The following is a 26760-nucleotide window of genomic DNA, read 5'->3' as shown; positions in this document are numbered from 1 at the left end:
TCCCCGATAGTCACAGAAGAGAAATTACTCGACGGGACGGTTTCATGACGTTTCAAAAGGTGCACCGCCGGCAGAACGCCGTTCGCGCGACCCTTCTCTGTACCCTTGCGGCGTTGCCGCTGCCCACAGGACTGGTATCTCTGACCCCAAGCGCAGCTGAGGCGCAGGCTTATCAGGTGTCCACCATCGATGTGCGCGGTAATCGCCGTGTGGATGTCAGTACGGTCTCGGCCTTTCTGGCGTTGCCGCGTGGGGCGGTCACTGCCGGTCAGCTGAATGAAGCCTATCAGCGTCTGGTCGCGTCCGGCCTCTTTGAAGAGGTAGAGATTGAGCCGCGCGGAAGCACGCTCGTCGTGACGGTGAAGGAATGGCCTATCGTTCGCCGGATCTCCATCGAGGGGAACACGCGCGTAGATGATGAGGATCTGACACCGCTTCTGGGATCGGTACCGAACCGCGTATTCAATCCCGATCAGGTCGAAGAAGATGCCGCCGCGCTGGCGGGTGCCTACGAGCAGCGCGGCAACCTCGCCGCCGCCGTCACGCCCCGGCTGATCCGGCGTGGCAACGATCAGGTCGATGTGGTCTTCGAAGTCGCCGAGGGTCGTGTGGTCGAGATCGAGCGTTTGTCTTTTGTTGGCAACCGCAGCTACTCGGATCGCCGCCTGCGCCGCGCGCTGGCCACGAAGCAAGCCGGCCTGTTGCGTCAGTTCATTGGCAGCGACACGTTTGTGGCGGAACGTGAGCAATTCGACCGACGCTTGCTGACTGATTTCTATCAGTCCCGCGGCTTCATCGATTTTCGTATTCGCAGCGTCAGCAACCAGTTCTCCCGCGAGCGGAATGCTTTTTTCGTCCAGTACAACATTCAGGAAGGCAATCGCTGGAGCTTTGGCCGGATCACCGCGTCCAGCGATATTCCCGGGCTGAATGCCGAGGACTATCTCGCAGTGTCGCGGATTGAGCCGGGACGGTATTATTCGCCTGCCGCCATCGACAACGCGATCGACCGGATGGAGCGTCTGGCGACCCAGAACGGTTTGAGCTTTGTCCGTGCGACGCCACAAGTTACCCGCGATCCGCGCAATCTTCAGCTAAACGTGAATTTCCGGCTGGAGCGCGGACCTCGGATTTTCGTCGAGCGGATCGATATTGAAGGCAATACGAACACTCTTGACCGGGTGATCCGTCGCGAGTTTACCACGGTAGAGGGCGACCCATTCAATCCGCGAGAGATCCGGTCTGCAGCAGAACGTATCCGGGCGCTTGGATATTTCGCCGAAGCCAATGTCGATTCGCGCGAGGGCTCGACTCCCGATCAGGTCATCATCGATGTGGATGTGGAAGAACAGCCCACGGGTAGTCTCTCCCTTGGCGCCGCCTACGCCACTGACAATGGTCTTGGTCTGAATATTGGCCTCAGCGAGCGGAACTTCCTCGGGCGCGGTCAATTTTTGTCGTTTAACGTTGCCACCGGCACCAGCACGGACTCGGCGAGCTTTACCTTCGGGGAGCCCGCTCTGTTCGGACGCGATTTGACCGGGCAGGTTGAGCTGTACTACCGCAAGACCGATTTCGATAATGCGGCCTATAACACGAAGGAAGTCGGGTTCAGCCCCTCGGTGAGTTTCCCGATCAGCCGCAATGGCCGTCTGGCTCTGCGGTACCGGATCGAACGGAACGAACTGGAGGATGTGCCGGACGACTCGTCGCCGATCATTCAGCGCGAGGAGGGCGACCAGATCGTCTCCAGCGTGGGTTATACCTACAGCTTCGACAATCGACGTAGCGGACTCGATCCAACGAGCGGCATTGTCTTCCGCTTCAGTCAGGATTTCGCGGGTCTTGGGGGCGATATTTCTTTCATCGAAACCAACGCGTTGGCGGCCTATCAGCGACAGGTCTGGGATGAAGAAGTGACGCTGACCGCGACAATTGAGGCTGGTGCTATCCACACGCTCAGCGGCGACACGTCGAAGGTGACGGACCGCTTCTTCCTCAACAGCAGGCAAATCCGTGGATTTGAACCGCTGGGTCTGGGTCCCCGTGACCTGAACGCCCCGCAGGAAGACGCTTTGGGCGGGAATTACTACGCTGTAGCGCGCCTCGAAGCGCAGTTCCCGATTTTTATTCCAGAGGAATATGGGATCACCGGTGGTGTCTTTCTTGATGCCGGATCGGTCTGGGATCTGGACGACACAGACGGTTGGAACGGGATGGAGGTCGATGATGACTTCAACCTGCGCGCCAGCGCAGGTGTCGCACTGTTCTGGGATAGCCCCTTCGGCCCGCTGCGGTTTAACTGGACCACGGATCTGAAATCCGAGGATTACGATAAAACGCGTAATTTCGATGTCACGGTTTCGACGCAGTTCTGATCTTCTGGGCGCGGCGCTACTGGGGCTGTTTGCTCTGGTCGGCGCTGCTGCCGCGCAGAATTTCGGGACTTCGGTTGAGACATCCGTAGTCGTTGTCGATCAGGAAAAGTTATTCCAGGACAGTCAGTTCGGGCGCAGTCTTCTGTCAGAACTGGAGGCGCAGGGCCGGACCCTGGCTCTCGAAAACCGGCGGATCGAGCAGGCTCTGACCGCGGAGGAGAGCGAATTGACCGATCTGAGGCCTTCTCTCAGTCAGGTCGAATTCCGGGCTCGTGCCGCACGGTTCGATCAAAAGGTGACGCAGCTGCGCAGTGAGCAGGATGCGAAGGCCCGGGCACTTGCTGAGCGCGAAGAAGAGGCGCGGCAGGTGTTTTTCCGTCGGGCGGGGCCGACCCTGATCGCGCTGTTGCAGGAGGTCGGAGCGCAAATTCTCTTGGATCGGCGTGTGGTTCTGGCCGCCGTTCCCCGGGTTGATATCACCGACCGGGCGATCAGCAGAATTGATCTGGCCCTTGGAACGGAGACTGAGGTTGCGCCGGATGGGTCGGCTGACCCGGATGACGCCCCGGACTGACCGTGCCTTGCCTGATAGGACCGTGGGGGGTAATCCGGGAGGTAAATCATTGCCCGGAGGCCTCATGTCTGATCTTAAATCCGCCGATATCCATCTGATCCAGCGGCTGATCCCCCATCGCTACCCGTTTCTGCTCATCGATAGGGTTGAGGATATCGACGGGACCAACTCCGCCACCGGCATCAAGAACGTAACATTCAATGAGCCTCACTTTCAGGGACACTTCCCCGGACTGCCGATCATGCCCGGTGTGACGATTGTCGAGGCGATGGCTCAAACGGCCGCCGTAATGGCCGGGGTCGGCCTCGACCTCGTCGACAAAGGGGCGAAGGTCTATTTCATGGGCATCGACGGCGCCAAGTTCCGCCGGAAAGTCGTACCGGGTGACGTCCTCAAACTTCATGTGTCCACCAAGCGGGGTGGCGGCAAGGTCTGGAAATTCGCCGGGCGCGGCGAGGTGGACGGTGAATTGGCCTGCGAAGCCGAGTTCACCGCCATGCTGGACCTGCCGAAATGAGCGGCATCCACCCCGAAGCCCGCATCCATCCACAAGCGGTGGTCGACCCCGGTGCTACAATTGGGGCGGGAACGTCCGTCGGCCCGTTCTCTATTATCGGCCCGGAGGTTGTGCTTGGCGAACGGGTGGATATCCGCAGCCACGTGGTCGTGACCGGCCAGACCTCCGTTGGCGATGAGACAGTGATCTTCCCCTTTGCCGTCATCGGCGAAATTCCTCAGGATCTGAAATTTGGCGGCGAAAAAACGTCGTTGGAGATTGGCGCGCGCTGTCGCATCCGGGAACATGCGACCCTGAATACAGGCACCGAAGGCGGCGGCAGTCTGACAAAGGTCGGCGACGACTGCTTGATTATGGCCGGTGCTCACGTGGCCCATGACTGTATGGTTGGGAACCGGGTGATCATGGTGAACAACTCGGCCCTGGCAGGGCATTGCCATGTGGGAGACGATGCGATCCTGGGCGGCCTGTCGGGCGCTCACCAATGGGTGCGGATCGGCGAGGGTGCGATTATCGGGGGCCTGACCATGGTGACAGCGGATGTTCTGCCATACGCTCTGGTGCAGGGTCCGCGCGGACATCTGGATGGGCTGAACCTGGTTGGGCTGAAGCGGCGCGGAGTTGATCGAAAAGATATCAATGCCTTGCGTGTTGCTTTGCAAGTTTTGCGTCAAGATGAAGGTTCGTTCAAAGAGCGCGCAAAACGCGTCGGGGAAGACAGCGACAGTGCCTATGTGGATCAGATCGTTGAATTCATTCTTGGGGACAGCGATCGCGGTTTCCTGACGCCATGAGTGATCTGTGCCTGATCGCCGGGGCGGGGCGCCTGCCAGAGCTGATTGCCGCCGCGGAACCGGGTGTTCTGGTCGCGGTCCCTGAGGGAGCCACGCCGGGTGATCTGCCTCTATCTCTAACATTTAGGCTTGAGACATTGGGAAGCTTTCTCGCGGAGTTGAAGACGCGTGAGATCAAGCGGCTTTGCTTTGCGGGCGGTCTGACCCGGCCCGGGGTTGATCCGGCCTTGATCGACGAAGCTACTCAGCAACTGGTACCCCGGCTGATGGCGGCGCTCAGGCAGGGCGACGATGGCGCGTTGCGGACATTGATCGAGATGGTCGAAGAGGCTGGGTTCGTCGTGGTCGGAGCAACCGATCTGTTGCCCGAACTGTTACCAGAGGCAGGTGTTTTGGGGCGAGTTGAGCCGGATGACCGGGCGATGACGGACATAGGACGCGCCGAGGAAGTGCTGACCGTGACCGGTCCGGCGGATATTGGGCAAGGCTGCGTCGTCGCGTCGGGCCAGGTGCTTGCTATGGAGGCCATGCCGGGGACGGAGTGGATGTTGGCCAGTCTCGCAGCTGCCCGTGCTGGTGGTCCGCTTGCGGCGTCTCTGCCGGATGGCGGCGTCCTGGTAAAAGCGCCAAAGCCCCGGCAGGAGCGTCGAATTGATATGCCCGCTATCGGGCCCGATACGATATGGCAGGCCGCGGAGGCCGGGCTGAGGGGTGTCGCAGTGGCCGCTGGGGGCGTCATGATCCTCGACCGGGAGGCCACGATTGCGGAGGCAGACCGGCTGGGCCTGTTCCTCGCGGTGCGGGCGTGAAGGTCTTTGTGATTGCGGGAGAAGCCTCGGGGGACTTGCTCGGGGCGGCGGTCATGGACGGGCTGCGGCAGTTGGTCCCCGACGTCTGTTTTGTCGGTGTGGGTGGCGCGGAGATGACGGCGCGCGGGTTCAGCAGTTTGTTTCCGATGGATGAGCTGAGCGTTATGGGGCTGGCTGAGGTGCTGCCGCGCTACCCGGCCTTGCGGCGGCGGATGGTCGAGACTGTGGACGCGGTGCTGGCAGAAAAACCGGACATCCTGTTGACCATCGACAGCCCGGATTTCTGTCTTCGGGTGGCAAAGCGGGTGCGCGCAGTGCGGATGATTCGCACGGTGCATTACGTCGCGCCTTCGGTTTGGGCCTGGCGCGCGGGCAGGGCGCAGAAGATGGCGCGCCATGTGGATCAGGTGCTGGCGCTTCTGCCGTTCGAGCCGCCTTACATGGAGGCGGCCGGATTGCGCTGCGATTTCGTGGGGCATCCGATTGCGACGCAGAGCGAGGTGTCGCCCGCGCGCATTGCTGCGTTCCGGTCAGACCATGGTCTGGGTGACGCTCCGGTGCTGCTGGTGTTGCCAGGCTCGCGTCAGTCCGAAGTCGCGCGGCTCGCTCCGATCTTTGGCGCGGCATTGCGGGACATCTGTGATACGCACCCGGAGTTGCGCCCCTTGGTGATCGCCGCGCCGGGAAGGGCAGATCAGTTGGCAGAGGCGACTGCTGACTGGCCTCAAGCCACGTCAGTACTCACTCCGTCTGACATAAGCGAGAAGCAAGCTGCCTTTGCCGCCGCCGACGCGGCGCTCGCCGCCTCGGGGACGGTCTCGCTGGAGCTGGCTGCGGCTCGGACGCCCATGGTGATCGCCTACACCATGTCGTGGCTAAGCTGGCAGATCCTGTCGCGCATGGTGCGTGTGGATACGGTCACGTTGGTGAACCTGATCGTCGGAGAGAAGATCGTGCCAGAATTTCTCGGCCCCGCCTGCCGTGCGAAATCCATTGCAAACGCGGTCGGCGATTTGCTGGACACGCCCAACGGTCAGACTGCGGCTTTGACTCAGACCATGGAGGCACTGGGCAAAGGCGGTGAACCGCCGGGACTGCGCGCCGCGCGGGCGATCCTTGATGGAATGAAGGTCAGTTAACCCGCCGGGATGTCAGCCCTTATGGATCCAACCGCCGCCAAAGACCCGGCTGCCCTCCATGTCATAGAAAACACAGGCCTGACCGGGGGAGACGCCTTCCTCGGCCACGATCAGCTCTACCTCTGCCTCGGTTTCCGAGATTGGGCGGATGATCGCATCACGGGGGGGGCGGGTTGAGCGCACCTTGGCGCCCAGATGCCACTCGGCCTGCGAGGTAAACGGCGTGTCCCCCAGCCAGTTTACCTCCCGCACAGGCACGATCCGGGTCGAGAGCATCTCTTTCGGCCCGACGACAACACGCCGCTGATCGACGTCAAGGCGCACCACATAGAGCGGATCCGCGAGACCCCCGATCCCCAAACCGCGTCTTTGCCCCACAGTATAGTGTATCACCCCGCGATGGGTCCCCAAGACGTTGCCGTCTACGTCGACGATTTCACCTGGATCGGCGGCACCGGGGCGGAGCTTCTCGATCACGGCCGCGTAATTTCCATCGGGTACGAAGCAGATATCTTGGCTGTCAGGTTTATCGGCGACCGCCAGCCCGTGTTTCGCAGCAAGCGCGCGGGTCTCGGCCTTCGTCGCGAGACCGCCGAGAGGAAACCGAAGATAGTCGAGCTGATCTGGCGTGGTCGAGAACAGAAAATAGCTCTGGTCCCGGTTCGGATCGACAGCCCTGTGAAGCTCTGCTCCGCTCAGGCCCATTTCACGACGGATATAGTGACCTGTGGCCATGCAATCGGCGTCGAGATCCTTGGCGGTCGCCAGAAGATCGCGGAATTTCACACGTTCGTTGCAGCGAATACAGGGCACGGGCGTCGCCCCAGCCAGATAGCTGTCGGCAAATTCCTCAATCACAGCTTCCCGAAAGGTGTTCTCGTAGTCGAGGACGTAATGGGGAAAGCCAAGTTCCTCGGCCACGCGACGGGCGTCGTGAATGTCACGCCCCGCGCAGCACGCGCCCTTCTTTGCCAGCGCCGCGCCGTGATCGTAAAGCTGCAAAGTGATCCCAATCACATCATAGCCTTCGCGCGCGAGCTCTGCCGCCACGACAGAACTGTCCACACCACCGGACATGGCAACCAGTACGCGGGTCTCCGACGGAGGCTTGGCAAAGCCAAGAGAGTTTAGGGGGTTAGCATCCAGTGCCATTCTGTGCCTCCGATGCGGCCTGAAGGAGCCTATATAGGCAAATTCCCCCATCTCTCAAGATCCGGCTTTACCCGACTTTAAGAAGCATGGTGTTTACCCTTCGTTCCGGGGACAAGGGGAAAAACATGTCTGATCATAAACCAATTAAGCAAACGGCCTGCCTTCTCGACGACGGATCGTGGTTGCGGCGTTCGGATCTGCCGGATGCGGATTGTGTGCGCTGGGTGGCCCGCCGCAAGGCCATCGTCGTGCGTGCGATCGAACACGGTCTACTGAAACGCGAGGAGGCTATGGAGCGTTATCACCTGTCCGAAGAAGAACTGAATAGCTGGATCGACCGGCTGACAGAGAACGGAGCTGCTGCCCTAAAGGTGGGTCATCTACGCCGGACTCGCGTAAAAAGGTAAATTCCGTTAAGTCAGGTTAGCGGATGTTAACTTCGCATTCATGCTTACGGATTAGCTTCGGATATGTCTAAAGATGACTGGAGCCTGAGATGCGCGTTCTGTTGGTAGAAGATGACCTGGCGACCTCGAAGAGCATCGAGATGCTGCTCGGGCATGCGAACCTGAATGTCTACTGCACCAGCCTCGGAGAGGAGGGTATCGATCTTGCTCGTCTCTATGATTACGACATCATCCTGCTTGATCTCGGGTTGCCGGATATCAGTGGCCATGAGGTTCTGCGGCAGCTGCGTCGCAAACAGGTGGACACACCCATTCTGATCCTGACGGGCGCCGACGCTCCGGAAGACAAGATCAAAGGGTTCGGCTTTGGAGCAGACGACTATCTGACGAAGCCCTTCCACCGCGATGAACTGATCGCCCGAATCCATGCCATCATCCGCCGGTCCAAAGGTCACTCCCAGTCGATCATTCGCACTGGCAAATTAGCGGTTAATCTGGACGCCAAGAACGTTGAGGTGGACGGTGAGCCTGTGCACCTGACCGGCAAGGAATATCAGATCCTCGAGCTGCTCAGCCTGCGAAAGCAAACCACGTTGACCAAGGAGATGTTCCTCAACCATCTCTATGGTGGCATGGATGAGCCAGAGTTGAAGATCATCGATGTCTTCATCTGCAAGCTCAGGAAAAAACTGCGCGATGCGACCGGCGGCGAAAACTACATCGAAACCGTCTGGGGCCGGGGTTATGTCCTGCGCGAACCTGAAAAATCTCAGGATGACAAAAACGGTGCTGTTGCCGCGGGCTGACTCGATGACACCAACATCTCTGGACGCTGCCCCGGGGCGCTTTTAAACCGGTCCCCGCGCGAAGCGGTTGCGCGCGACGCTAGAGGGACACGGTCGAATGTCGGAAGATCTGACGAAACAGGATATTGCGGATCTGACCGAAGCGGAGGCGATTGAGGAACTTCGCCGTCTAGCGGACCTTCTGACAGCAGCCGAAGCGGCCTATTACCGCGACGATGCGCCAGTTCTCGACGACGCAAGCTATGACGCGGCCAAGCGTCGGAACGCAGCCATCGAAGGCAGATTTCCGCACCTGAAGCGCGTGGATTCGCCCAGCGATCGTGTGGGCGCTGCGCCCGACAGTGGGTTTGGCAAGATCCGCCACTCCGTCCGCATGTTGTCGCTCGACAACGTTTTTTCCGACGAAGAGCTCGGTGATTTTGTACGCTCTGTGCGCAGCTATCTTGGTCTCGCCGAAGATGCGCCGCTTGCCTTTACGGCGGAACCCAAGATTGACGGTCTGTCTTTATCAATCCGATATGAAAACGGACATCTTGTGCAAGCCGCGACACGCGGTGATGGAAGCGTCGGTGAGGATGTTACTGCCAACGCGCGGACCATCACCGACATCCCTTCGACACTCACCGATGCGCCGGAGGTGTTGGAGGTGCGGGGCGAGGTCTACATGTCCCACGCGGATTTTGCGGCCCTCAACGCCCGCGCTACAGCCGAGGGGGGGAAAGTCTTTGCCAACCCGCGCAACGCAGCCGCCGGGTCTCTGCGCCAACTCGATCCGGAAGTGACCGCGCAGCGGCCGCTCCGGTTCTTTGCCTATGCCTGGGGCGCGCTGAGTGCTCCCTTGGCCGAGACGCAGGCCAACAGCATCGCACGGCTCGCCGCGATGGGCTTCGTGGTTAACCCTCTGACGATCACCGCCGAGACCACCGAGGACCTCCTGCGTCATTACAGTAACATCGAAGCCAGGCGTGCCACCTTGGGGTATGATATCGACGGCGTGGTGTACAAGGTGAACGATCTCACGCTGCAACGCCGGCTCGGGTTCCGGTCCACAACCCCGCGATGGGCGACGGCACATAAGTTCCCGGCGGAGCTGGCCTGGACCCGGCTGGAAGGCATCGACATTCAGGTCGGTCGGACGGGGGCTTTGAGCCCCGTTGCGCGGCTGACGCCCGTCACGGTCGGCGGTGTCGTTGTGTCGAATGCGACGCTGCATAACGAAGATTACATTGCCGGCCGGGATTCGACCGGGCAGGAGATCCGCGAGGGTCGTGATATCCGCGAAGGTGACTGGGTACAGGTGTACCGGGCCGGGGATGTCATTCCAAAAATTGCCGATGTGGACCTGAGCCAGCGCCAAGAGGACGCTGAGCCTTATCCGTTTCCTACGGAGTGTCCGGTTTGCGGTTCGGCCGCGATCCGAGAGGATGGAGATTCCGTCCGCCGGTGTACGGGAGGATTGATTTGTCCGGCGCAGGCGGTGGAGAAGTTGAAACACTTCGTCTCGCGGCAGGCCTTTGACATCGAAGGGCTGGGCGCAAAGCTGGTCGAAGAGTTCTACATCGACGGTTGGATCCGGGAACCGGCCGAAATTTTCACGCTCGAAGACAGGTTCGGTCCTGGACAGATCCAGCAACTGAAGAATCGCGAGGGCTGGGGCGACACGAGTGCGCGCAACCTCTTCGCGGCGATCCGGGACAAACGGCAGATCCCGCTCGCGCGCCTGATCTTTGCCCTTGGGATCCGCCACGTCGGGGAAACGACCGCAGGCCTGCTGGCGCGGCACTTTGGCACCTGGGAGGCCTTGGTGGCAGCGATCGACGCCGCGAGATCAGCGGCCGACGCCCATCAGCGCGTGTTGGCCGCCGAGCTTGCCGAACGTCGCCAGGCGGCAGATGAGGGGCGCCGGGCCCAGTTGAAGCAGACCCGCGACGCAGTCTGGTCCGGGATCAGCCCGGAGGCGCAAGAGGCGTGGACGTCGCTCACCGAGATTGACGGCATCGGGGCGCAGGCCGCCGGTTCACTGGTCGCGAGCTTCGCGCAGGAGGCCGAGCGTGCGTCGATCAATCGCCTGTTGGCCTTGCTGACGGTCGAGCCTGCCGAGACCAAAGCCGCCGCGAACAGTCCGGTCGCGGGCAAAACCGTGGTGTTCACCGGGTCGCTTGAGACCATGACGCGCGCTGAGGCCAAGGCACGTGCTGAGGCGCTCGGGGCCAAGGTGTCCGGCTCGGTCTCCGCGCGCACCGATCTGGTGGTCGCGGGACCCGGCGCAGGATCGAAGGCGAAAAAGGCCGCCGAGCTTGGGATCGAGATCCTTGATGAAGCCGGATGGCACGCGCTCGTGGGCGAGGCATGAGCCGTCCCGAGATCCTCTGGCCGCTTTTTGCCGATCCTGCATCTCTGCCGGGAATCGGCGCCAAGGGTGCGCAGCACCTTCAGCAGATGCGGATCGATACGCCGCGCGATCTGATCTTTACCCTGCCGCAAAGCGGTATCGACAGACGGCGCCGGACGACGATCCGTGGTGCCGAGCTACCTGCCACCCTGACCGTGGATGTGACCGTAGGGCGTCACCGCCCGCCATCGGGCCGGGGGCCGGCCCGGGTCGAGGTCGAGGATACAGAGGCCAGTTGGCAACTTTTGTTCTTCCACGCACGCGGTGACTGGCTGACCAAGGTTCTCCCGGAGGGCAGCCAGCGGATCGTGTCGGGCCGGGTGGATCTCTTCGACGGCGTGGCGCAGATGGCGCACCCGGATTATATCCTCGCCCCCGGTGAAGCCGGATCTCTGCCCGAATTCGAACCGATCTACCCGCTCACCGAAGGGCTGACTCAGAAGACCATGCGCAAGGCTGTTTTGGGGGCTGTGGACCGCGCAGCAGACCTCGCGGAATGGACCGACCCCGAGTTGGTGACACGCAAGGGCTGGCCCACATGGCGGCAGGCGCTTTCGTCTGCACATCATCCGGATCGCGCGGGCGCTCTGTCGATCAGCGCGCCGGCGCGGGAGCGCTTGGCTTATGACGAGATTTTTGCTCATCAGGTGACGCTGGCTCTGGTCCGTGCCGAACGGCGCGGGCGCCTCGGCGTGGAGACGAAGGCCACCGGGCTGCTGTCCAGCAAGGTCCGGGCCGCTTTGCCCTACACCCCCACGGGTGCGCAGGAGCGGGCGATCGCGGAGATCCTCGCCGATATGGCGAGCCCTCAGCGGATGGGCCGATTGCTGCAAGGCGACGTGGGATCTGGCAAGACACTGGTGGCCTTGATGGCGCTGCTGGGCGCAGTCGAGGCAGGCGGGCAGGGGGTTCTTATGGCACCCACCGAGATCCTCGCGCGGCAACATCTGGAAGGCCTGCAACCCCTGGCTGAGAGTGCCGGTGTCGTGCTTGAGATCCTGACCGGGCGCGACCGTGGCGCGGAACGGCGGGCAAAGCTGGACGCATTGGCCAAGGGAGATATCCAGATCCTCGTAGGCACCCATGCGGTGTTCAGCGACGATGTGCAGTTTCACGATCTGCGGCTGGCGATCATCGACGAACAGCATCGCTTTGGCGTGAACCAGCGTCTGCAACTGGGGCAGAAGGGTGCACGGACGGATATCCTAGTGATGACTGCCACGCCGATCCCGCGCTCGCTCAGCCTGACACAATACGGGCAGATGGATCTTTCGGTGCTTGATGAAAAACCTCCGGGACGCAAACCGATCACCACAGCGCTGGTCTCGACAGAGCGGCTCGGCGAAGTGGTGGAGCGATTGCGCCGTGCCGTGGCGGAGGGGCGGCAGTGTTACTGGGTCTGTCCGCTGGTGGGCGAAAGCGAGCTCACCGATCTGACCGCCGCCGAAGAGCGGTTTAAACACCTCCGCGCGGCATTGGGCGAAGGCCATGTGGGTCTCGTTCATGGTCAGATGCCGCCCGAGGAAAAAGACGCGGCCATGGCGCGGTTCAGCGCAGGCGAGACAAGCGTTCTTGTGGCGACCACAGTGATCGAGGTCGGGGTCAACGTTCCCAACGCCACGATTATGGTGATCGAGCGGGCGGAGAATTTCGGTCTCGCCCAGTTGCACCAGCTCCGGGGACGTGTGGGCCGGGGCGAGGGTGCCTCGACCTGTCTTCTGATGTTCGGCACGGAGCTGAGCGATACGGCCCGCAGACGGCTGGAGATCCTCCGCGAGAGCGAGGATGGCTTCCGCCTCGCGGAGGAAGATCTCGCCATGCGCGGTGCGGGCGATATCCTCGGGCAGGCCCAATCCGGCCTGCCGCGCTTTCGCATTGCCGATCTGGAACGACAGGCGGGACTGATGGCCACCGCCCAAAAGGATGCGAGACGTCTCCTCGATATCGACCCCGATCTCTCGACTCCCCGCGGATCAGCCGTGCGGGTCCTGCTGTGGCTCATGCAGCAGGATCGGGCGCTGGATCTGCTTCAAGCCGGTTAATCCACTTTTGTTCTAAAATGTTCTCAAAAATTCACTAAAGTTCTTGCTTTAATCTCGAACATATGTGAACAAAGGATCAACAGAACAGGAGGGAGCCACGATGGTTGAACAAGTCAAAACCGCATTGCGCGATTGCGATACTCTGGTTGAGGACTTCATCGGCTGCGTCTGTCTGTCCGTTCTTTTGCTCGGGGGACTCTTCATTCCCCTGATCTGACCGACCTGCCTGCATATGGCGCTGATCGCCTGCTTCCGTTTGCTGCCTCGCAAATCGTGATGTGACCCTTGTCCCGGATCTGCCCCGATCCGAAACTGGTCAGCCATATGCCACTTCGCCGCCGCCATCCCACCCCGGATGTGCGGCGGTTTTTTTATGGAAACGGGTCAGGCGGGGGTGTTGGCTTCAGCCTCCGCGACGGCGTCAACGGCCGCGTCCAGAACCAGCAGGATCGACGCATGTCGGTTCTTATACGCACGCGCGGGAACGAGAACCTCGTAGTCGTTGAAGGGTGCCGGAGGCACAGGACCGTCTTCGATCAGCATGGCCTTCACCTGATCCCGAAGTGCCGCGATCTCCGCGCCGGTCAGGCCGATCACATGGGCGCCAAAGATCGATGCCGAAGCCTGCCCCAGCGCACAGGCTTTCACATCATGGGCGTATCGGCTGACCTGACCGCCGGTCAGATCCATCTCGACGGTCACAGTGGATCCGCAGAGCGGCGAGCGTTTACGGACGCTTGCCTGAGGCGCATCAAGGCTGCCGTGATGGGGGATCGCCGCCGCAAGTTCCAGAATTCGGCCCGAATAGAGCTTGATGAGATCGGTCTCAGCCATGGCGTTCCCTCTGCCTTTGCCCGCTGATAGATAGGCCATCGACAGCACGTAAGAAAGGCCGGGACCATGAGATTTGATGCCACAGAGCTGCGGTATGATGACCGGGGCCTGATCCCCGCTATTGCGCAGGACGCGGAGAGCGGCGAAGTGCTGATGCTTGCGTGGATGAATGCCGAGGCTGTCAGTCGGACGCTGGAGACGGGCAGGGTGACCTATTGGAGCCGATCTCGTCAGAGCTTCTGGGTGAAGGGCGAAACCAGCGGACACCTCCAGCATCTCGTGGAGATGCGCTACGATTGCGACCGCGATTGCTTGCTGGTGCTGGTCCGCCAGGAGGGACCCGCCTGCCATACCGGGCGGCGGAGCTGCTTCTACTCGGCGGTCCGGGGCGGCGAGGTGGTGGAGATCATTGCGCCGGAGTGAGACCGACCATGCGCCGGATGTCCTCCGGCCTCGCTCCCTGATCGCGGTAGAGCGCAATGGCGCGGGCATCGTCGCGCTTGGCCAGCCGCTTGCCCTCGGCGTCCCGTATGAGACGGTGGTGGTGATACACTGGCACAGGCAGACCCAGGACTGTCTGTAAAAGCACATGGATCGGCGTGGCTTCAGCCAGATCGCGGCCCCGGACCACATGTGTCACCCCTTGAGCGGCGTCGTCGACGGTGACGGAGAGATGGTAGCTCGTCCCCATCTCCCGACGCGCCAGAACCACATCGCCGATGCCCGTCAGCATGTCCTCTGGTCGGGGCCGGATTTCAGTATGAAATCCGTGGCCGCTTTCATGGAATGAAAACGCCCCCGCGAGATCCAGGGCCCGGTCCATGTGCAGGCGGACGGGCAGGCTCGAATCGCGAAGCCCCGCCGCCTTGCACGTGCCGGGATAAACGATGCCATCGGGTCCCATCAGCGGCGCGCCTTCCTGCGGAGCGGTGGCCGCCTCAGCGATGTCCCGGCGGGAACAGGCGCAGCGGTAGGTCAGACCCAGCGCGTCGAGTTTGGCAAGCGCCGCCTCATAGACCGGTATCCGCTCTGACTGGCGAAGGACCGGCTCCGGCCAATCGAGCCCCAGCCAGAGAAGATCATCATAAATTTGCGCTTCCCAACGGGGCCGGGCGCGGCTTTGGTCAATATCCTCGATACGCAGCAAAAACGTCCCGCCCGTCGCGCGCGCAAGATCATGGGCCAGCATTGCCGAATAGGCGTGACCCAGATGCAGAGGTCCGGTGGGCGAGGGCGCGAATCGTGTGATCACGGGCGGGTTCGGCCGTGACTAGGCCGCGTTCTGCGCATTGGCGGCCAGCCAACCCAGCCAGTCAGATTTGGCGCGGTCGGTATAGGCTTTGTAGCGGGCCGGCCGGTTGCGGCGACCGCCCTTCAGATCCACGGGGGGGAAGAGGCCGAAATTCACGTTCATCGGCTGGAAAGTCTTTGCTTCCGCGCCGCCGGTGATGTGGGTGACCAGAGCACCTGTCGCGGTGGTTGCGGGTACTGGCGGCAGGCTGCGCCCCGTGAGTTCGGCTGTTGCCAAACGACCCGCAAGCAACCCCATGGCTGCCGATTCCACATAGCCTTCGACCCCGGTGATCTGTCCGGCGAAGCGGATATTGGGCCGCGATTTCAGCCGCATCTCGCCATCGAGCAGGGTCGGTGAATTGATGAATGTGTTGCGATGGATGCCGCCGAGACGGGCGAAGGAGGCATCCTCCAACCCCGGAATCATCCGGAAAACATCGGTTTGTGCGCCATACTTCATCTTGGTCTGAAAGCCGACGATATTGTAGAGCGTGCCCAAGGCGTTGTCCCGGCGGAGCTGGACCACCGCGTAGGGCTTTACATCGGGCTGGTGCGGGTTGGTCAGGCCTACGGGCTTCATCGGTCCATGACGAAGCGTCTCGCGTCCGCGCTCAGCCATGACCTCAATGGGCAGGCAGCCGTCGAAATATCCCGCGGTTTCGCCAGGCTTGAACTCGGTTTTATCCGCCGCGAGCAGCGCGTCGATGAAGGCCTCGTAGGTCTCGCGATCCATCGGGCAGTTGATATAGGCGGTGCGCTCTTCCTCGGTCTCGCCCTTATCGTAGCGGGATTGACGCCAGGCGCGGGTCATGTCGATGCTCTCGGCATAGACAATGGGCGCGATGGCGTCGAAGAAGGCCAGTTGATCGGCGGCGGTCTCCGCGCGGATTGCCTCTGCCAATGCGCCGGAGGTCAGCGGTCCGGTTGCGATGATCCAGTGACCGTCGCCGGGCAGTTCGTCGATTTCACCGGGTTCGACGCGGACATTCGGCAGCGCCGTTAGGCGAGTGGTGACGGCTTCGGCAAACGCGTCCCGATCCACGGCCAGAGCGCCACCCGCGGGCAGACGATGGGCGTCGGCCATCTCCATAATCAAACCACCAGCCGCGCGCATTTCCCAGTGGAGGAGGCCTACGGCGTTCTGCTCGGAATCGTCGGAGCGGAAAGAATTGGAGCAGACCATCTCGGCCAGGTGGCCCGTGCGGTGAGCGAAGGTTTCGACGTCGGGGCGCATCTCGTGGATGACGACATCCAGGCCCGCATTGGCGGCCTGCCACGCCGCCTCGGCCCCGGCCATGCCGCCGCCGACGATATGAAGTGTCTGTGCCATGGCGTCCTCGTGCTGCTGGGGTCGGGATGCGCCTCTTTACCGAAGGGAGGCGCGGGAGATCAAGCGAAGCGCCCGGCCTGAGGGGCCGGGCGCCGTGGGTATTGGGGAACACGAAGAGGAGAGTGTCAGACCTCCGGGGCAGATGTATCGTCCTCTTCACTTTCGGGTTTGTCTGCGATCCACGCGACAGAGACGACCTCCTCGCCCTCGCCGGTGTTGAAGACCCGGACGCCGCCCGCCGCGCGGGACCGGAAGGAAATGCCGTCCACGGGGACGCGGATCGACTGGCCCGTCGAGGTGGCGAGCATGATCTGGTCATCCATTTCGACCGGGAAGCTCGCGACAAGGGGTCCGCCACGCATGGCCTTATCGATGGCCATGACACCTTGGCCGCCGCGTCCTCGGACAGGATAATCGTGGCTGGAGCTGAGTTTGCCCAGGCCACGGGCGGTGATGGTCAGGATCAGCTCCTCGGCGGCGGACATCTCGGCGTAGCGGTCCTGGCTGAACTCGGTCGCCTCCGTGGCGGTCTCGTCATCGTCGGTGTCCGGTTCGTCCGTAAGACCCGCCATGGCACGACGCATTTTCAGGTAGGTCTGGCGCTCTTCGGGCGTGGCCTCGAAGTGGCGGATAATGGCCATGGACACCACCTCGTCGCCGCCGGCAAGACGGATGCCACGCACGCCGGTGGAGGCACGCGAATTAAAGACGCGGACATCCGTGGAGGGGAAGCGGATAGCGCGGCCCTGTGCCGTGACCAGCATCACATCGTCGTCAGGAGAGGCGATGCGGGCGTTGATCAGGCGGGTGCCTTCGTCGGAGCCCTCGAACTTCATGGCGATCTTGCCCGCGCGGTTCACATTGGTGAAATCCGACAGCTTGTTGCGACGGATCGTCCCGGCGGAGGTGGCAAAGACGATTTGCAGCTCGTCCCACTCTTCCTCGGGGCGGTCCACTGGCATGATCGCGGCGACGGACGTGCCCGCCGGGATCGGCAGGATGTTGACCATCGCCTTGCCCCGGGACGTGCGGTTGCCGAGCGGCAGGCGCCATGTCTTCAGCTTGTAGGCCATGCCGCCGGTGGTAAAGACCAGAAGCGGCGTGTGGGTGTTGGCGACAAAGAGCGTGGTGACCACGTCTTCGTCCTTGGTGGCCATGCCGGACAGACCCTTGCCACCACGGCGCTGTTGGCGGAATTCGGCGAGCGGGGTGCGTTTGACGTAGCCCGAAGCGGTGATGGTCACCACCATATCCTCGCGCTCGATGAGGTCTTCATCCTCCATGTCGCCGGACCACGCGACAATTTCCGAGCGGCGCGGCACGGCGAATTTCTCGCGCACCTCGCGCAGTTCGTCGGAAATGATCGACATGATCCGGTCGCGGGAGCGCAGAATATCGAGGTAATCCTTGATCTTACCGGCAAGCTCTTCAAGCTCGTCGGTGACTTCCTTGACGCCGAGCTGGGTCAGGCGTTGCAGCCGTAGTTCAAGGATGGCGCGGGCCTGAGCCTCGGAGAGATTGTAGGTGCCGTCCTCGTTCATCGTATGGCTGGGGTCGTCGATCAGCCGGATGAAGGGCGCGATCTCTGCCGCAGGCCACCGGCGTTCCATGAGGCGCGTGCGGGCCTCGGGGGCATCGGCGGAGGAGCGGATGGTCTGCACCACCTCGTCCACGTTGGACACAGCGACCGCGAGGCCACAGAGCACATGAGCACGTTCGCGCGCTTTACGCAGGTCATGGGCGGTCCGGCGGGCGACAACTTCTTCGCGGAAGCTGATGAAATGGGTCAGGAAATCCCGCAGAGCAAGCTGCTCGGGACGACCGCCGTGGAGGGCCAGCATGTTGCAGCCAAAGGAGGTCTGCATGGGTGTGAAGCGGAAGAGCTGGTTCAGAACCACATCGGGGGTCGCGTCGCGTTTGAGCTCGACCACCACGCGCACGCCGACCCGGTCGGATTCGTCCTGAACCGCAGAGATGCCTTCGAGCTTTTTCTCCTTGGCCAGTTCCGCGATCCGCTCGACCAGATTGGCCTTGTTCACCTGATAGGGCATCTCGTCGATGACGATGGCCTCGCGGCCCTTGGCGATCTCTTCAATATGGGTTCGGGCGCGGATGATGACCGAGCCGCGACCCTCCAAATAGGCTTTGCGCGCGCCGGAGCGACCGAGGATCAGCGCACCGGTGGGGAAATCCGGTCCCGGGATGATCTCCATGAGCCGTTCGGTAGAGAGGTCCGGGTCCTCGATCAGCGCAAGCGTGCCGTCGACGACCTCACCGAGGTTATGCGGCGGAATATTCGTCGCCATGCCGACCGCGATGCCGCCCGCGCCGTTGACCAGCATGTTGGGGAATCGGGCCGGCAGAACGGTAGGTTCCAGATCCTTGCCGTCGTAATTGTCCTGAAAATCAACGGTTTCCTTCTCGATATCGGCGAGAAGAGACTGGGCGGGCTTGTCCATGCGAACTTCGGTGTAGCGCATGGCCGCCGGGTTATCGCCATCCATGGAGCCGAAATTGCCCTGACCGTCCAGAAGCGGCAGCGACATGGAGAAATCCTGTGCCATGCGTACCAGCGCCTCATAGATCGCACTGTCCCCGTGGGGGTGGTACTTGCCCATCACGTCACCCACAGGCCGCGCGGATTTGCGGTAGGGCTTGTCATGGGTGTTGCCGGTCTCGTGCATGGCATAGAGAATCCGCCGGTGCACAGGCTTCAGCCCGTCGCGCAGATCGGGGATCGCACGAGAGACGATCACGCTCATGGCATAATCGAGGAAAGAGGCCTTCATCTCGTCAGCGATATTGATGGTCGGACCATCATAGGTGCTGCGCGGAGGCTGGTTTTCGTCGTCGGTCTCGGGAAGGTCTGGCGTGTCGCTCAAGGGGTCGCCTTTCTGCTCGGTCTGTCCCAGATTTTGTTGAGCCACGCATATCAGACCGAGGATATGGGGGGCAATGGGCGCGACCGCCTGAGAGGCGCAAGACGGTAAGATAGGAGACGAATTTTCGCGAAAATTCGCGCCCCGGGACCTGCGGCACCCCCGGACCGGGAGCGCCGCAAGATTTCAGCAGGTTTACTGGACGACGCCCAGCGGCAGTTTGAAGCTCAGGTAGCCGTACTCAGCGTCCACGGTCGAGCCGTTGATGGCGTTGGCCTCGTCCGAGGCGAGGAATGCAAAGATATTCGCGATCTCTTCCGGCTCGGTGAATTCCTGACGCAGCTGCTCGATCTTCATCTGGTTCCAGATGCCCAGCGCCTTGGCCTGTTCCTGCATCGGGGTGTTGACCCGGCCCGGCGCAACGGCGGCGACGCGGATGCCATGACCGGCCAGCTCCAGCGCAGCGGATTTGGTCATCATGTCCACCGCAGCCTTGCTCACATTGTAGCTAAAGGTCATCTCTCCAGCCATGGAGCCATAGATCGACGACGTGTTCAGGATCACGCCCGGCTTTTCCAGCGCGATCAGCTTGCGGGCGGCGGCGAGGATTCCGTGATAAACGCCCTTTTGGTTGACCAGCGTTACCGCGTTCCAGTCGGCTTCGGGGTCGTGCTCCAAAAGCGGCTTGGGCGGGGCGATCCCGGCGTTGTTCAGCACGATATCGAGGGTGCCAAAGCGCTCCACCGCCGCATCCATCATGCCTTCGACCTGAGCATAATCGGTGACGTTCGCGGCAAAGCCCGACACTTCGTCGCCATATTGAGCGGCGAACTCGGCGACCGCTTTTTCGTCCAGATCGACGGCCAGAACCTTCGCGCCTTCGCTGACGAATTTGGCGACGAGGGCGTGGCCGATGCCGCCGACGGCTCCGGTGATGATGGCGACTTTGCCGTTCAGTCTCATAGGGGTGTCTCCTGCGAATTGTGACGGCAGCGCCGCCTTACGCAGAGTTAACTAACACCCCCCCGGATCCGGCTAGTTTTTCGCCACATCATATCTTGTCAGGACGCGGCGTCAGTTGCCGCCCTTATGAACAAAGCGGTGCGCTTCTTCAGCCGCGCGCAGCAGAGCTTTGGATTTGTTCACGGTTTCCTGAAATTCCGCTTCAGGGTCGCTGTCATAAACGACACCGCCCCCGGCCTGAATATAGAGCATCTCGTCCTTCAACACCGCCGTCCTGAGGGCGATACACATATCCATGTCACCCGAGGCGGAGAAATATCCGACCCCGCCCGCGTAAACGCCGCGCTTTTCCGGCTCCAGCTCGTCGATGATCTCCATAGCGCGGATCTTTGGCGCACCGGAGACCGTGCCTGCTGGCATCCCGGCCAGCAGCGCCGACAGCGCATCCTCGTCCTCGCGCAGCTCGCCCACCACATTGGAGACGATGTGCATGACATGGCTGTAACGCTCGACGGTGAATTCCTCGGTCGGGTGCACCGTGCCGATGCGCGCGACGCGGCCTACATCGTTGCGCCCCAGATCGAGCAGCATCAGGTGCTCGGCGAGCTCTTTCTGATCGGCCATCAGATCGGCTTCGAGCGCGCGATCTTCGTCACTGTTCGCACCCCGGGGGCGCGTTCCGGCGATGGGGCGCACGGTGATCTCGCCATCCATGGCCCGCACAAGGATCTCCGGGCTCGCGCCCACGACCTGAAATCCGCCGAAATTGAAGAAGAACATGAAGGGCGACGGGTTCGTCCGCCGCAGACTGCGATAGAGCGCAAAGGGCGGCAGCGGAAACTCCTGTGCCCAGCGCTGGGACGGCACCACCTGAAAGATATCGCCCGCCGCGATGTAGTCTTTGGCCTTCCGGACGGCGTCCAGATAGCCGCCATGGCTGAAATTCGAGACCGGAGCGGGCAGGGGGCTGGCCTCGCCAAGATCCCGCGAATCGGCGGGGGTAGCCCGGTCGAGGTCCCGCAGAGCGTCCATGACCCGTTCGCCCGCTTGCGCATAGGCCGCGCGGGCGGATTGCCCGGAATTGGCCCATGCAGGCGCGACCACGGTGACCTCGCCCTTGACCCCGTCGAGCACCGCGATGACCGAGGGGCGCATGAGGATCGCATCGGGCAGGCCCAGCGGATCGGGGTTCACGTCAGGCAGGTGCTCGACGAGACGGATCATGTCATAACCCAGATAGCCAAACAGCCCGGCGGAGGAGGCCGGCATGTCCTCGGGCAGGTCGATGCGGCTCTCGGCGAGGATCTGGCGGAGAGCGTCCAGAGGATGCCCCTCCATGTCCTCAAAGGCCGTGTCATCGAACCGCGCCTGCCGATTGATCCGGCTGGTCTCACCGTGGCACTGCCAGACCAGATCGGGCTTCATTCCTATCATCGAATAACGTCCGCGCACCTCACCACCGGTCACGGATTCGAGCATGAAGCTGTCCCGGCCTGCTTGCGAGAGCTTGAGCATCAGCGAGACGGGAGTATCGAGATCGGCCGCGATGCGCGCGTGGACGATCTGGTTTTCGCCCGCCTCGAATCCCCGGGCGAAGCTGTCGAAATCAGGTTCGAGTCGCATCAGTTGAACTGCGCCAGAACGGCGTTCACAGCCTGGGAGTTGATCGACAAGCCTTTGTCCTGCTCCAGAGCGGACACAAAGGCCGAGGTGATGTCCTGCGCGATGCCTTGGCCCGCGGCGGTGCGCACGCCTTCCTGAACAGCTTGCGCCTCATCGGTGCCGCCACCGGGGACCGAAATCGCGTCAAGGCGGAGCACGATGGCGCCGGTCTCGTCACCCAAGACCTCGATCGCGCCCTCCTCCATATCGAAGGCCCTGACGACGGTCTCGCGGGGCAGGTCGGGCAGGAAACCGTCACGCAGCACCGCGTCGGGGCGTGTGACCGTTCCACCCAGATCAGTCGTCTCAGTTCCAGATTTCAGCGACTCGGCGGCGGCTTCTGCGAGGTCCAGAACGGCCTCGGCCTCAGCGTCAGCGATCCAACCGGCGCGCACATCCTCAGCGACCGCATCCTGCGGTTGCAGTTCCGGTTCCAGCACTTCGTCGACGCGGATCAAGATGAGCCCGCCATCGGACAGCTCGTTCAGTTCGACAAAATCACCGGGACCAGCGGCCAGCGCGACTTCTCGGAAAACGTCGTAGGCCGTAATCGGTTCGGCATCGCTGGGATCGCCCTCAGCGCTCCAGGTCAGGGAGCCCAGCTCAAACGCGGTATCAGCAGCGATGTCCTCAATCGTCGCCCCACCGGCGAGCAGGTCCTCGGTGGGCTCAATCTCCGCCTCCACCGCGCGACGTGCGGCGGCCAGAGCGGCCTCGGTCCGCAACTCATCGGCGACCTCCTCGAACGGCGTTTCCTGCGCGTTCATGATCGCGTTCACCCGAAACAGCGCGGGTCCCAGATCGGTCTCGACCGGGCCCGTCACGCCGGTGTCTTCGAGACCAAAGACCGGCTCAGCGGCCTGACCCAGATCTTCGCGGGTGACCATGCCGAGTTCGGCATCGGTGGCCGTCAGACCGCGTTCCAGCACCAGATCGTCAAAGCTGATCTCTTCGGAATTGACCCGGTCCAGAGCCGTTTGAGCTTCCTCTGTCGAGGCAAAGACAAGGCGGTCCACAAAGCGCCGGGCGGGCTGGTTGTATTCGTCGGAGCGCTGCTCGTAGAGCGCCTGAACAGCCGCTTCGTCGATCTCGATGGTCTCTGCCATCGCCTCGGGTGTCAGCCAGCCATAGGTGATGACCTTGCGCCGGGGCAGGGTGAAGGCTTCGGGATTGGTGTCGTAATAGGCGGTCAGCTGCGCGTCCGTTGGGTCGGGCAGGGCCTCTGTCAGGTCATCCGCCCCGAAGCGGATCACGGTCAGATCCCTGGTTTCGCGAGCGTAGCTGTACAGCGTGTCTACGAAGATCGACGGCGGCTTGATCGCGGAGATGAGCGCCCCCTGAAGGATAGCCCGCGAGGTCTCGCCACGAATTTGATGCTCAAATTCGGACGCGCTCATGCGGACCTGATCGAGCGAGAATTCATAGGCATCACGATCGAACTGGCCGTCCAGCCCCTGAAACGCGGGCATCGTGCGGATCGAGCGGGCGACTTCTTCGTCGCCGACCGACAGACCCAGAGACGCCGCCTCATCCTCCAGCGCAGCCCCTGCGAGGAGGCGCTGCAAAACGATCTGATCGAGCCCGAATTCCCGCGCTTGCACCATGGTCATGGGCTGCCCGGTCTGGGCCTCCAAAGCGCGCAGCTCCTGTTGCAGAGCACGGGCATAGCGGTTCACGTCGATCTCGGTCTTGCCGACGCTGGCCACAGTCTGGTTCGACCCGCCGAAATTTGTCGCGCCAAATCCGGCCAGACCGACGATCAGCAGAAGGACAATCACCCAGACGAGCGTCTTGCCGATGGTGTTGGTGCCTTTGGCCATCTGATGCGGTCCTTCCTCGCCTGTTTCCGGGCTGGTTTAGGGCAAGGATTTCCCGGCCTCAAGAGAGGCCCGAACGATCAGGGGATGATCCGTGAATATTTCGTTCCCTCGATGGACGCGCCGGCCAGCAGGCCAGCCTGCCCGAAGACCACACCGACCACGGGCGAGAGCTGGGTGGTGGTGGAAGCTGACAGGTTCTTGCCCTGATCGGAGAACGCATATTCGATATCGCCGCCCGCTTCCCAACCTGGGGAGGTGCGGAAGTTGTAGAGCGCTTCGCGGGTCATGAAGTAAAGCGCATGGGCATATTGCTGAGCGCCGATCTGAAAGCCGACGCTGGCTTGTGTCGCGGAATAGTAGTCTACGGCGACCCCATCCACCAACAGCGCGCCGCGCCCGTAGGCGCCGCCCGCGCCAAGCGCGGCCTTGGTCACCAGCGGCATGACCAGCACACCCGCGGAAGTGTCGCGGAGCTGTTGCGTGCCAGGATAGGTTGAGTAGAGATAACTCAGCGTCGCCGCCACACGCGCGTCGATGCGCTGAGCGCCGGTGGATGCGACGCCGTTATTACAGGCCGACAGCGCACCTGCGCCTGTGGCCAGCGCGCCCATCAGGGCCGCGCGTCTGGTAAGGATGCTCATGGATGCCTCGTTTGCCTTGCCGTGCCTCTGCGGCGACCTTGTATCCGATCGCTCGCGCGTCACCTTACAGGGATACAGCGACAAAGTCATCCCCACCCCGTGAACGCCGTCTCAGCTGTTCAGTATCCGGGCTGCTTCGGGGGCGAAATAGGTGAGGACTCCGTCACATCCCGCACGCCGGAAGCACAAAAGGCTCTCCATCATCACGGTCTCCCGGGCCAGCCAGCCATTCTGCGCGGCCGCGCTCAGCATCGCGTATTCGCCGGAGACCTGATAGGCGAAGGTCGGCGCCCCCAGCTCGTCTTTCACCCGGCGGCAGATGTCGAGATAGGGCATGCCCGGCTTTACCATCACCATATCGGCACCTTCGGACAGATCCCGGCGCACCAGACGCATGGCCTCGTCGCTGTTGGCAGGGTCCATCTGATAGGTTTTTTTATCCCCTTTTAGCGCGCCCGATGCGCCCACCGCATCGCGGAACGGACCGTAAAAGCCGCTGGCGAATTTTGCCGCGTAGGAGAGAATCGTCGTGCGTTGATGCCCTTCGGCCTCCAGCGCGCGGCGCATTGCGCCGATCCGCCCGTCCATCATGTCCGAGGGTCCGAGGATATCGGCGCCAGCCGCAGCCTGTGCCAGAGCCATGCGCACCAGCGCCTCCACACTCTCGTCGTTGATCACCTCACCGTCCCGCACGATGCCATCATGGCCATTCGCATTATAGGGATCGAGCGCCACATCGGTCATCACCGCGATGTCCGGAACGGCGTCCTTGATGGCACGGGTGGCGCGGTTCGACAGGTTGTCGGGGTTCCAGGCTTCTTCGCAAGCCTCCGTTTTCAGAGACGGATCCGTGTAGGGAAACAGACAGATCACCGGAATCCCGAGCGCCGCCGCATCCCGCGCCGCCGTGACCACCCGGTCGATGGTGAGCCGCTGCACGCCCGGCATCGAAGGGATATCCGTGGCCTCGTCCTTTCCCTCCTGCACGAAGACCGGCCAGATCAGGTCGTCCGGAGACAGGCGGGCCTCGCTGACCAGACGGCGGAGCGGCGCGCTTTGACGCAGGCGACGGAACCGTGTGGCCGGGTAGGGGGCGTGAAGAGAGCTCATCGGTGATCCTTTCGCAACGACGCGGCAACAAAAAGGCGGCACCTCGATGGGTTGCATGGAACTGCCCGCGCCTCAAGTGTATGCGAACCCTGACAGGCCTGTGCCGAAACCGCCAAATGAGGTCATTCGTGACGATCTTTGAACTGATCGACCCAAGATCTTTTTCCAGCTTGTGGTACTGGCTGGTGGTGATCTGGCTGTGGTCGGTTCACGCCCACGGCATGCTCGGCGTTCCCTATGACATGATCTATCGCGCCCGCAACGAAGGAGGCGCGGCCTTGTCAGATGTCGAGGCGCTGGCCGAATTCAGGGCGTATCGCGTGACCGATCTGGTCAAGGTCGGGGCCGTGTGGATGACCGGGCTTGCTGCCTTCGTGCTGGTGTCCTTGTTCCTGATCGGCTTCGGCTATGGGTTCGAGCTGGCGCAAGCGGTGTTCCTGCTCGCGTTTCCGTTCGCGCTGATCTTTGCGCAGACCGTCGTGACCTGTCGCCGGATTCTGTCTGACGACCGCAGTGGCGAGGCGTTGTTGCGGCGGCTGCGGGTGCACCGGGTAACGGTTCAGATCGTGGGCATCCTGTCGATTTTTGTGACCGTGCTCTGGGGCATGTACCAGAATATCGCGCGGGGCTATCTGGGCTGACGGGCCAGCGCCAGATCCATCACATCCAGGACAGCGGGGCAGAGCGGGTATCGGCCCTCCGCCATCTCAGGCCGCGACACCCAAGCCACGTCGGCGGCATCGCTCGCGGCGCCAGGAATGCCGTCTGGCGCGTCGCATAAAACCATCTGCAATCGATAACCAGACGCTCGGTGAGGTATCGTGAGCGTCGTCAGAGTGCTTACAGCAGAGGCAATGAGACCCGTTTCCTCGGCAAGCTCCCGAACGGCGCAATCCTCGGCTGTCTCACCGGGCTCGCAACTGCCTCCGGGATAAGCCCAGAGGTCCTTGTTCGGCATTTTGCCGCGCTGAACAAGCAACGCACGCCCCTCCCGTAACACGACTGCCGCGGCCGCCCTTAACATGCGATTTCCTCTTTCATCCTGACGCGGTTCCACGCTAAACGGACGCAGCAGTGGTGACCACCCCGCTGAACCAGCGGGCCCGCGTGGCGGAATGGTAGACGCAGGGGATTCAAAATCCCCCGCCGCAAGGCTTGTCGGTTCGAGTCCGACCGCGGGTACCACTGGCTCAAGACATCAATTTCCTTGTTGTGGGA

23 protein-coding genes and 1 tRNA gene are annotated in these 26760 nt (G+C 62.3%); 13 read left to right on the top strand and 11 right to left on the bottom strand.

Features of this window, described 5'->3' with window-relative positions:
- The first annotated feature begins 44 nt into the window (after positions 1 to 44).
- From bamA to lpxB, 6 genes are all read left to right on the top strand, one after another.
- Positions 45 to 2378 carry an outer membrane protein assembly factor BamA gene (gene bamA, locus FEV53_RS07285; RefSeq protein WP_142834152.1) on the top strand — a complete coding sequence of 778 codons (2334 nt, stop codon included), beginning with the start codon at positions 45 to 47 and terminating at the stop codon, positions 2376 to 2378.
- Positions 2353 to 2952 carry an OmpH/Skp family outer membrane protein gene (locus FEV53_RS07280; protein ID WP_142834151.1) on the top strand — a complete coding sequence of 200 codons (600 nt, stop codon included), beginning with the start codon at positions 2353 to 2355 and terminating at the stop codon, positions 2950 to 2952. Before bamA ends, FEV53_RS07280 begins: the two co-directional genes overlap by 26 nt.
- Positions 2953 to 3016: 64 nt before the next feature.
- Entirely contained in the window at positions 3017 to 3469 is a 453-nt protein-coding gene (gene fabZ, locus FEV53_RS07275; RefSeq protein WP_142834150.1) for a 3-hydroxyacyl-ACP dehydratase FabZ, read from the top strand.
- The gene (lpxA, locus tag FEV53_RS07270; protein ID WP_142834149.1) at positions 3466 to 4263 is read left to right on the top strand and encodes an acyl-ACP--UDP-N-acetylglucosamine O-acyltransferase; all 798 of its coding nucleotides are present in this window, start codon (positions 3466 to 3468) and stop codon (positions 4261 to 4263) included. The genes fabZ and lpxA overlap by 4 nt, the downstream gene beginning before the upstream one ends.
- Positions 4260 to 5072, top strand: a complete 813-nt coding sequence (locus FEV53_RS21445) for an LpxI family protein (protein ID WP_142834148.1) — start codon at positions 4260 to 4262, stop codon at positions 5070 to 5072. The genes lpxA and FEV53_RS21445 overlap by 4 nt, the downstream gene beginning before the upstream one ends.
- Entirely contained in the window at positions 5069 to 6211 is a 1143-nt protein-coding gene (gene lpxB, locus FEV53_RS07260) for a lipid-A-disaccharide synthase (RefSeq protein ID WP_246100750.1), read from the top strand. The genes FEV53_RS21445 and lpxB overlap by 4 nt, the downstream gene beginning before the upstream one ends.
- 12 nt (positions 6212 to 6223) lie before the next feature.
- Here the strand turns inward: lpxB and mnmA are convergent, their stop codons facing one another.
- Entirely contained in the window at positions 6224 to 7363 is a 1140-nt protein-coding gene (gene mnmA, locus FEV53_RS07255; protein ID WP_142834146.1) for a tRNA 2-thiouridine(34) synthase MnmA, read from the bottom strand.
- A 125-nt stretch (positions 7364 to 7488) separates the two neighbouring features.
- On the opposite strand from mnmA, the gene FEV53_RS07250 reads away from it, so the two are divergent.
- The 4 genes from FEV53_RS07250 (at position 7489) to recG (ending at position 13010) form a co-directional block, all read left to right on the top strand.
- A complete protein-coding gene (locus tag FEV53_RS07250; RefSeq protein ID WP_142834145.1) occupies positions 7489 to 7770 on the top strand; it encodes a DUF1153 domain-containing protein in 282 nt (93 codons plus the stop codon).
- Between the two features lie 89 nt (positions 7771 to 7859).
- A complete protein-coding gene (gene ctrA / locus FEV53_RS07245; RefSeq protein ID WP_142834144.1) occupies positions 7860 to 8576 on the top strand; it encodes a response regulator transcription factor CtrA in 717 nt (238 codons plus the stop codon).
- Between the two features lie 97 nt (positions 8577 to 8673).
- Positions 8674 to 10929, top strand: coding sequence for an NAD-dependent DNA ligase LigA (ligA, locus tag FEV53_RS07240; protein ID WP_142834143.1), 2256 nt, complete (start codon positions 8674 to 8676; stop codon positions 10927 to 10929).
- Positions 10926 to 13010 carry an ATP-dependent DNA helicase RecG gene (gene recG, locus FEV53_RS07235; protein ID WP_142834235.1) on the top strand — a complete coding sequence of 695 codons (2085 nt, stop codon included), beginning with the start codon at positions 10926 to 10928 and terminating at the stop codon, positions 13008 to 13010. The genes ligA and recG overlap by 4 nt, the downstream gene beginning before the upstream one ends.
- A gap of 384 nt (positions 13011 to 13394) precedes the next feature.
- On the opposite strand, the gene FEV53_RS07230 is transcribed toward recG, so the two are convergent.
- A complete protein-coding gene (locus FEV53_RS07230) occupies positions 13395 to 13844 on the bottom strand; it encodes an iron-sulfur cluster assembly scaffold protein (RefSeq protein WP_142834142.1) in 450 nt (149 codons plus the stop codon).
- Positions 13845 to 13910: 66 nt separating this feature from the next.
- Between FEV53_RS07230 and hisI the strand changes: the two genes are divergently transcribed.
- Positions 13911 to 14267 carry a phosphoribosyl-AMP cyclohydrolase gene (gene hisI / locus FEV53_RS07225; protein ID WP_142834141.1) on the top strand — a complete coding sequence of 119 codons (357 nt, stop codon included), beginning with the start codon at positions 13911 to 13913 and terminating at the stop codon, positions 14265 to 14267.
- Here the strand turns inward: hisI and gluQRS are convergent.
- The 8 genes from gluQRS to hemB form a co-directional block, all read right to left on the bottom strand.
- On the bottom strand, positions 14251 to 15096 hold the full coding sequence (gene gluQRS, locus FEV53_RS07220; protein ID WP_142834140.1) for a tRNA glutamyl-Q(34) synthetase GluQRS: 846 nt from the start codon (positions 15094 to 15096) through the stop codon (positions 14251 to 14253). The two genes, hisI and gluQRS, sit on opposite strands and share 17 nt — an antisense overlap.
- Positions 15097 to 15114: 18 nt before the next feature.
- Positions 15115 to 16467 carry a methylenetetrahydrofolate--tRNA-(uracil(54)-C(5))-methyltransferase (FADH(2)-oxidizing) TrmFO gene (gene trmFO, locus FEV53_RS07215; protein ID WP_142834139.1) on the bottom strand — a complete coding sequence of 451 codons (1353 nt, stop codon included), beginning with the start codon at positions 16465 to 16467 and terminating at the stop codon, positions 15115 to 15117.
- A 125-nt stretch (positions 16468 to 16592) separates the two neighbouring features.
- Positions 16593 to 19349, bottom strand: a complete 2757-nt coding sequence (gyrA, locus tag FEV53_RS07210) for a DNA gyrase subunit A (RefSeq protein ID WP_142834138.1) — start codon at positions 19347 to 19349, stop codon at positions 16593 to 16595.
- A 192-nt stretch (positions 19350 to 19541) separates the two neighbouring features.
- Entirely contained in the window at positions 19542 to 20309 is a 768-nt protein-coding gene (locus FEV53_RS07205) for an SDR family NAD(P)-dependent oxidoreductase (RefSeq protein ID WP_142834137.1), read from the bottom strand.
- Between the two features lie 111 nt (positions 20310 to 20420).
- Complete coding sequence (gene trpE / locus FEV53_RS07200; RefSeq protein WP_142834136.1) at positions 20421 to 21932, bottom strand: anthranilate synthase component I; 1512 nt, start codon at positions 21930 to 21932, stop codon at positions 20421 to 20423.
- A complete protein-coding gene (locus tag FEV53_RS07195) occupies positions 21932 to 23791 on the bottom strand; it encodes a peptidylprolyl isomerase (protein WP_142834135.1) in 1860 nt (619 codons plus the stop codon). The genes trpE and FEV53_RS07195 overlap by 1 nt, the downstream gene beginning before the upstream one ends.
- 77 nt (positions 23792 to 23868) lie before the next feature.
- The gene (locus tag FEV53_RS07190) at positions 23869 to 24432 is read right to left on the bottom strand and encodes a lipid-binding SYLF domain-containing protein (protein ID WP_142834134.1); all 564 of its coding nucleotides are present in this window, start codon (positions 24430 to 24432) and stop codon (positions 23869 to 23871) included.
- A gap of 111 nt (positions 24433 to 24543) precedes the next feature.
- Complete coding sequence (gene hemB, locus FEV53_RS07185; RefSeq protein WP_142834133.1) at positions 24544 to 25542, bottom strand: porphobilinogen synthase; 999 nt, start codon at positions 25540 to 25542, stop codon at positions 24544 to 24546.
- Positions 25543 to 25670: 128 nt separating this feature from the next.
- On the opposite strand from hemB, the gene FEV53_RS07180 reads away from it, so the two are divergent.
- Complete coding sequence (locus tag FEV53_RS07180; RefSeq protein ID WP_142834132.1) at positions 25671 to 26183, top strand: component of SufBCD complex; 513 nt, start codon at positions 25671 to 25673, stop codon at positions 26181 to 26183.
- On the opposite strand, the gene FEV53_RS07175 is transcribed toward FEV53_RS07180, so the two are convergent.
- Complete coding sequence (locus FEV53_RS07175; RefSeq protein ID WP_142834131.1) at positions 26171 to 26566, bottom strand: NUDIX hydrolase; 396 nt, start codon at positions 26564 to 26566, stop codon at positions 26171 to 26173. The two genes, FEV53_RS07180 and FEV53_RS07175, sit on opposite strands and share 13 nt — an antisense overlap.
- Before the next feature lie 77 nt (positions 26567 to 26643).
- Here FEV53_RS07175 and FEV53_RS07170 point away from each other — a divergent pair.
- Positions 26644 to 26727: transfer RNA gene (locus tag FEV53_RS07170), tRNA-Leu, on the top strand.
- Positions 26728 to 26760: the final 33 nt, after the last annotated feature.

The sequence above is a fragment of the Palleronia caenipelagi genome (assembly GCF_007004065.1).
Lineage (GTDB): Bacteria > Pseudomonadota > Alphaproteobacteria > Rhodobacterales > Rhodobacteraceae > Palleronia > Palleronia caenipelagi.
The sequence above is the reverse complement of the archived record's forward strand: the minus strand, read 5'-3'. Positions and strand labels throughout refer to the sequence as shown.

Bases quoted from the DNA above. Each gene is read 5' to 3' on its own strand.
- FEV53_RS07175 (WP_142834131.1), bottom strand. From the start codon at position 26,566: ATGTTAAGGGCGGCCGCGGCAGTCGTGTTACGGGAGGGGCGTGCGTTG.
- bamA (WP_142834152.1), top strand. From the start codon at position 45: ATGACGTTTCAAAAGGTGCACCGCCGGCAGAACGCCGTTCGCGCGACC.
- FEV53_RS07195 (WP_142834135.1), bottom strand. From the start codon at position 23,791: ATGGCCAAAGGCACCAACACCATCGGCAAGACGCTCGTCTGGGTGATT.
- trmFO (WP_142834139.1), bottom strand. From the start codon at position 16,467: ATGGCACAGACACTTCATATCGTCGGCGGCGGCATGGCCGGGGCCGAG.
- ctrA (WP_142834144.1), top strand. From the start codon at position 7,860: ATGCGCGTTCTGTTGGTAGAAGATGACCTGGCGACCTCGAAGAGCATC.
- mnmA (WP_142834146.1), bottom strand. From the start codon at position 7,363: ATGGCACTGGATGCTAACCCCCTAAACTCTCTTGGCTTTGCCAAGCCT.
- hemB (WP_142834133.1), bottom strand. From the start codon at position 25,542: ATGAGCTCTCTTCACGCCCCCTACCCGGCCACACGGTTCCGTCGCCTG.
- hisI (WP_142834141.1), top strand. From the start codon at position 13,911: ATGAGATTTGATGCCACAGAGCTGCGGTATGATGACCGGGGCCTGATC.
- FEV53_RS07205 (WP_142834137.1), bottom strand. From the start codon at position 20,309: ATGAGACTGAACGGCAAAGTCGCCATCATCACCGGAGCCGTCGGCGGC.
- trpE (WP_142834136.1), bottom strand. From the start codon at position 21,932: ATGCGACTCGAACCTGATTTCGACAGCTTCGCCCGGGGATTCGAGGCG.
- FEV53_RS07250 (WP_142834145.1), top strand. From the start codon at position 7,489: ATGTCTGATCATAAACCAATTAAGCAAACGGCCTGCCTTCTCGACGAC.
- FEV53_RS07190 (WP_142834134.1), bottom strand. From the start codon at position 24,432: ATGAGCATCCTTACCAGACGCGCGGCCCTGATGGGCGCGCTGGCCACA.
- recG (WP_142834235.1), top strand. From the start codon at position 10,926: ATGAGCCGTCCCGAGATCCTCTGGCCGCTTTTTGCCGATCCTGCATCT.
- ligA (WP_142834143.1), top strand. From the start codon at position 8,674: ATGTCGGAAGATCTGACGAAACAGGATATTGCGGATCTGACCGAAGCG.
- lpxA (WP_142834149.1), top strand. From the start codon at position 3,466: ATGAGCGGCATCCACCCCGAAGCCCGCATCCATCCACAAGCGGTGGTC.
- FEV53_RS07230 (WP_142834142.1), bottom strand. From the start codon at position 13,844: ATGGCTGAGACCGATCTCATCAAGCTCTATTCGGGCCGAATTCTGGAA.
- fabZ (WP_142834150.1), top strand. From the start codon at position 3,017: ATGTCTGATCTTAAATCCGCCGATATCCATCTGATCCAGCGGCTGATC.
- FEV53_RS21445 (WP_142834148.1), top strand. From the start codon at position 4,260: ATGAGTGATCTGTGCCTGATCGCCGGGGCGGGGCGCCTGCCAGAGCTG.
- FEV53_RS07280 (WP_142834151.1), top strand. From the start codon at position 2,353: ATGTCACGGTTTCGACGCAGTTCTGATCTTCTGGGCGCGGCGCTACTG.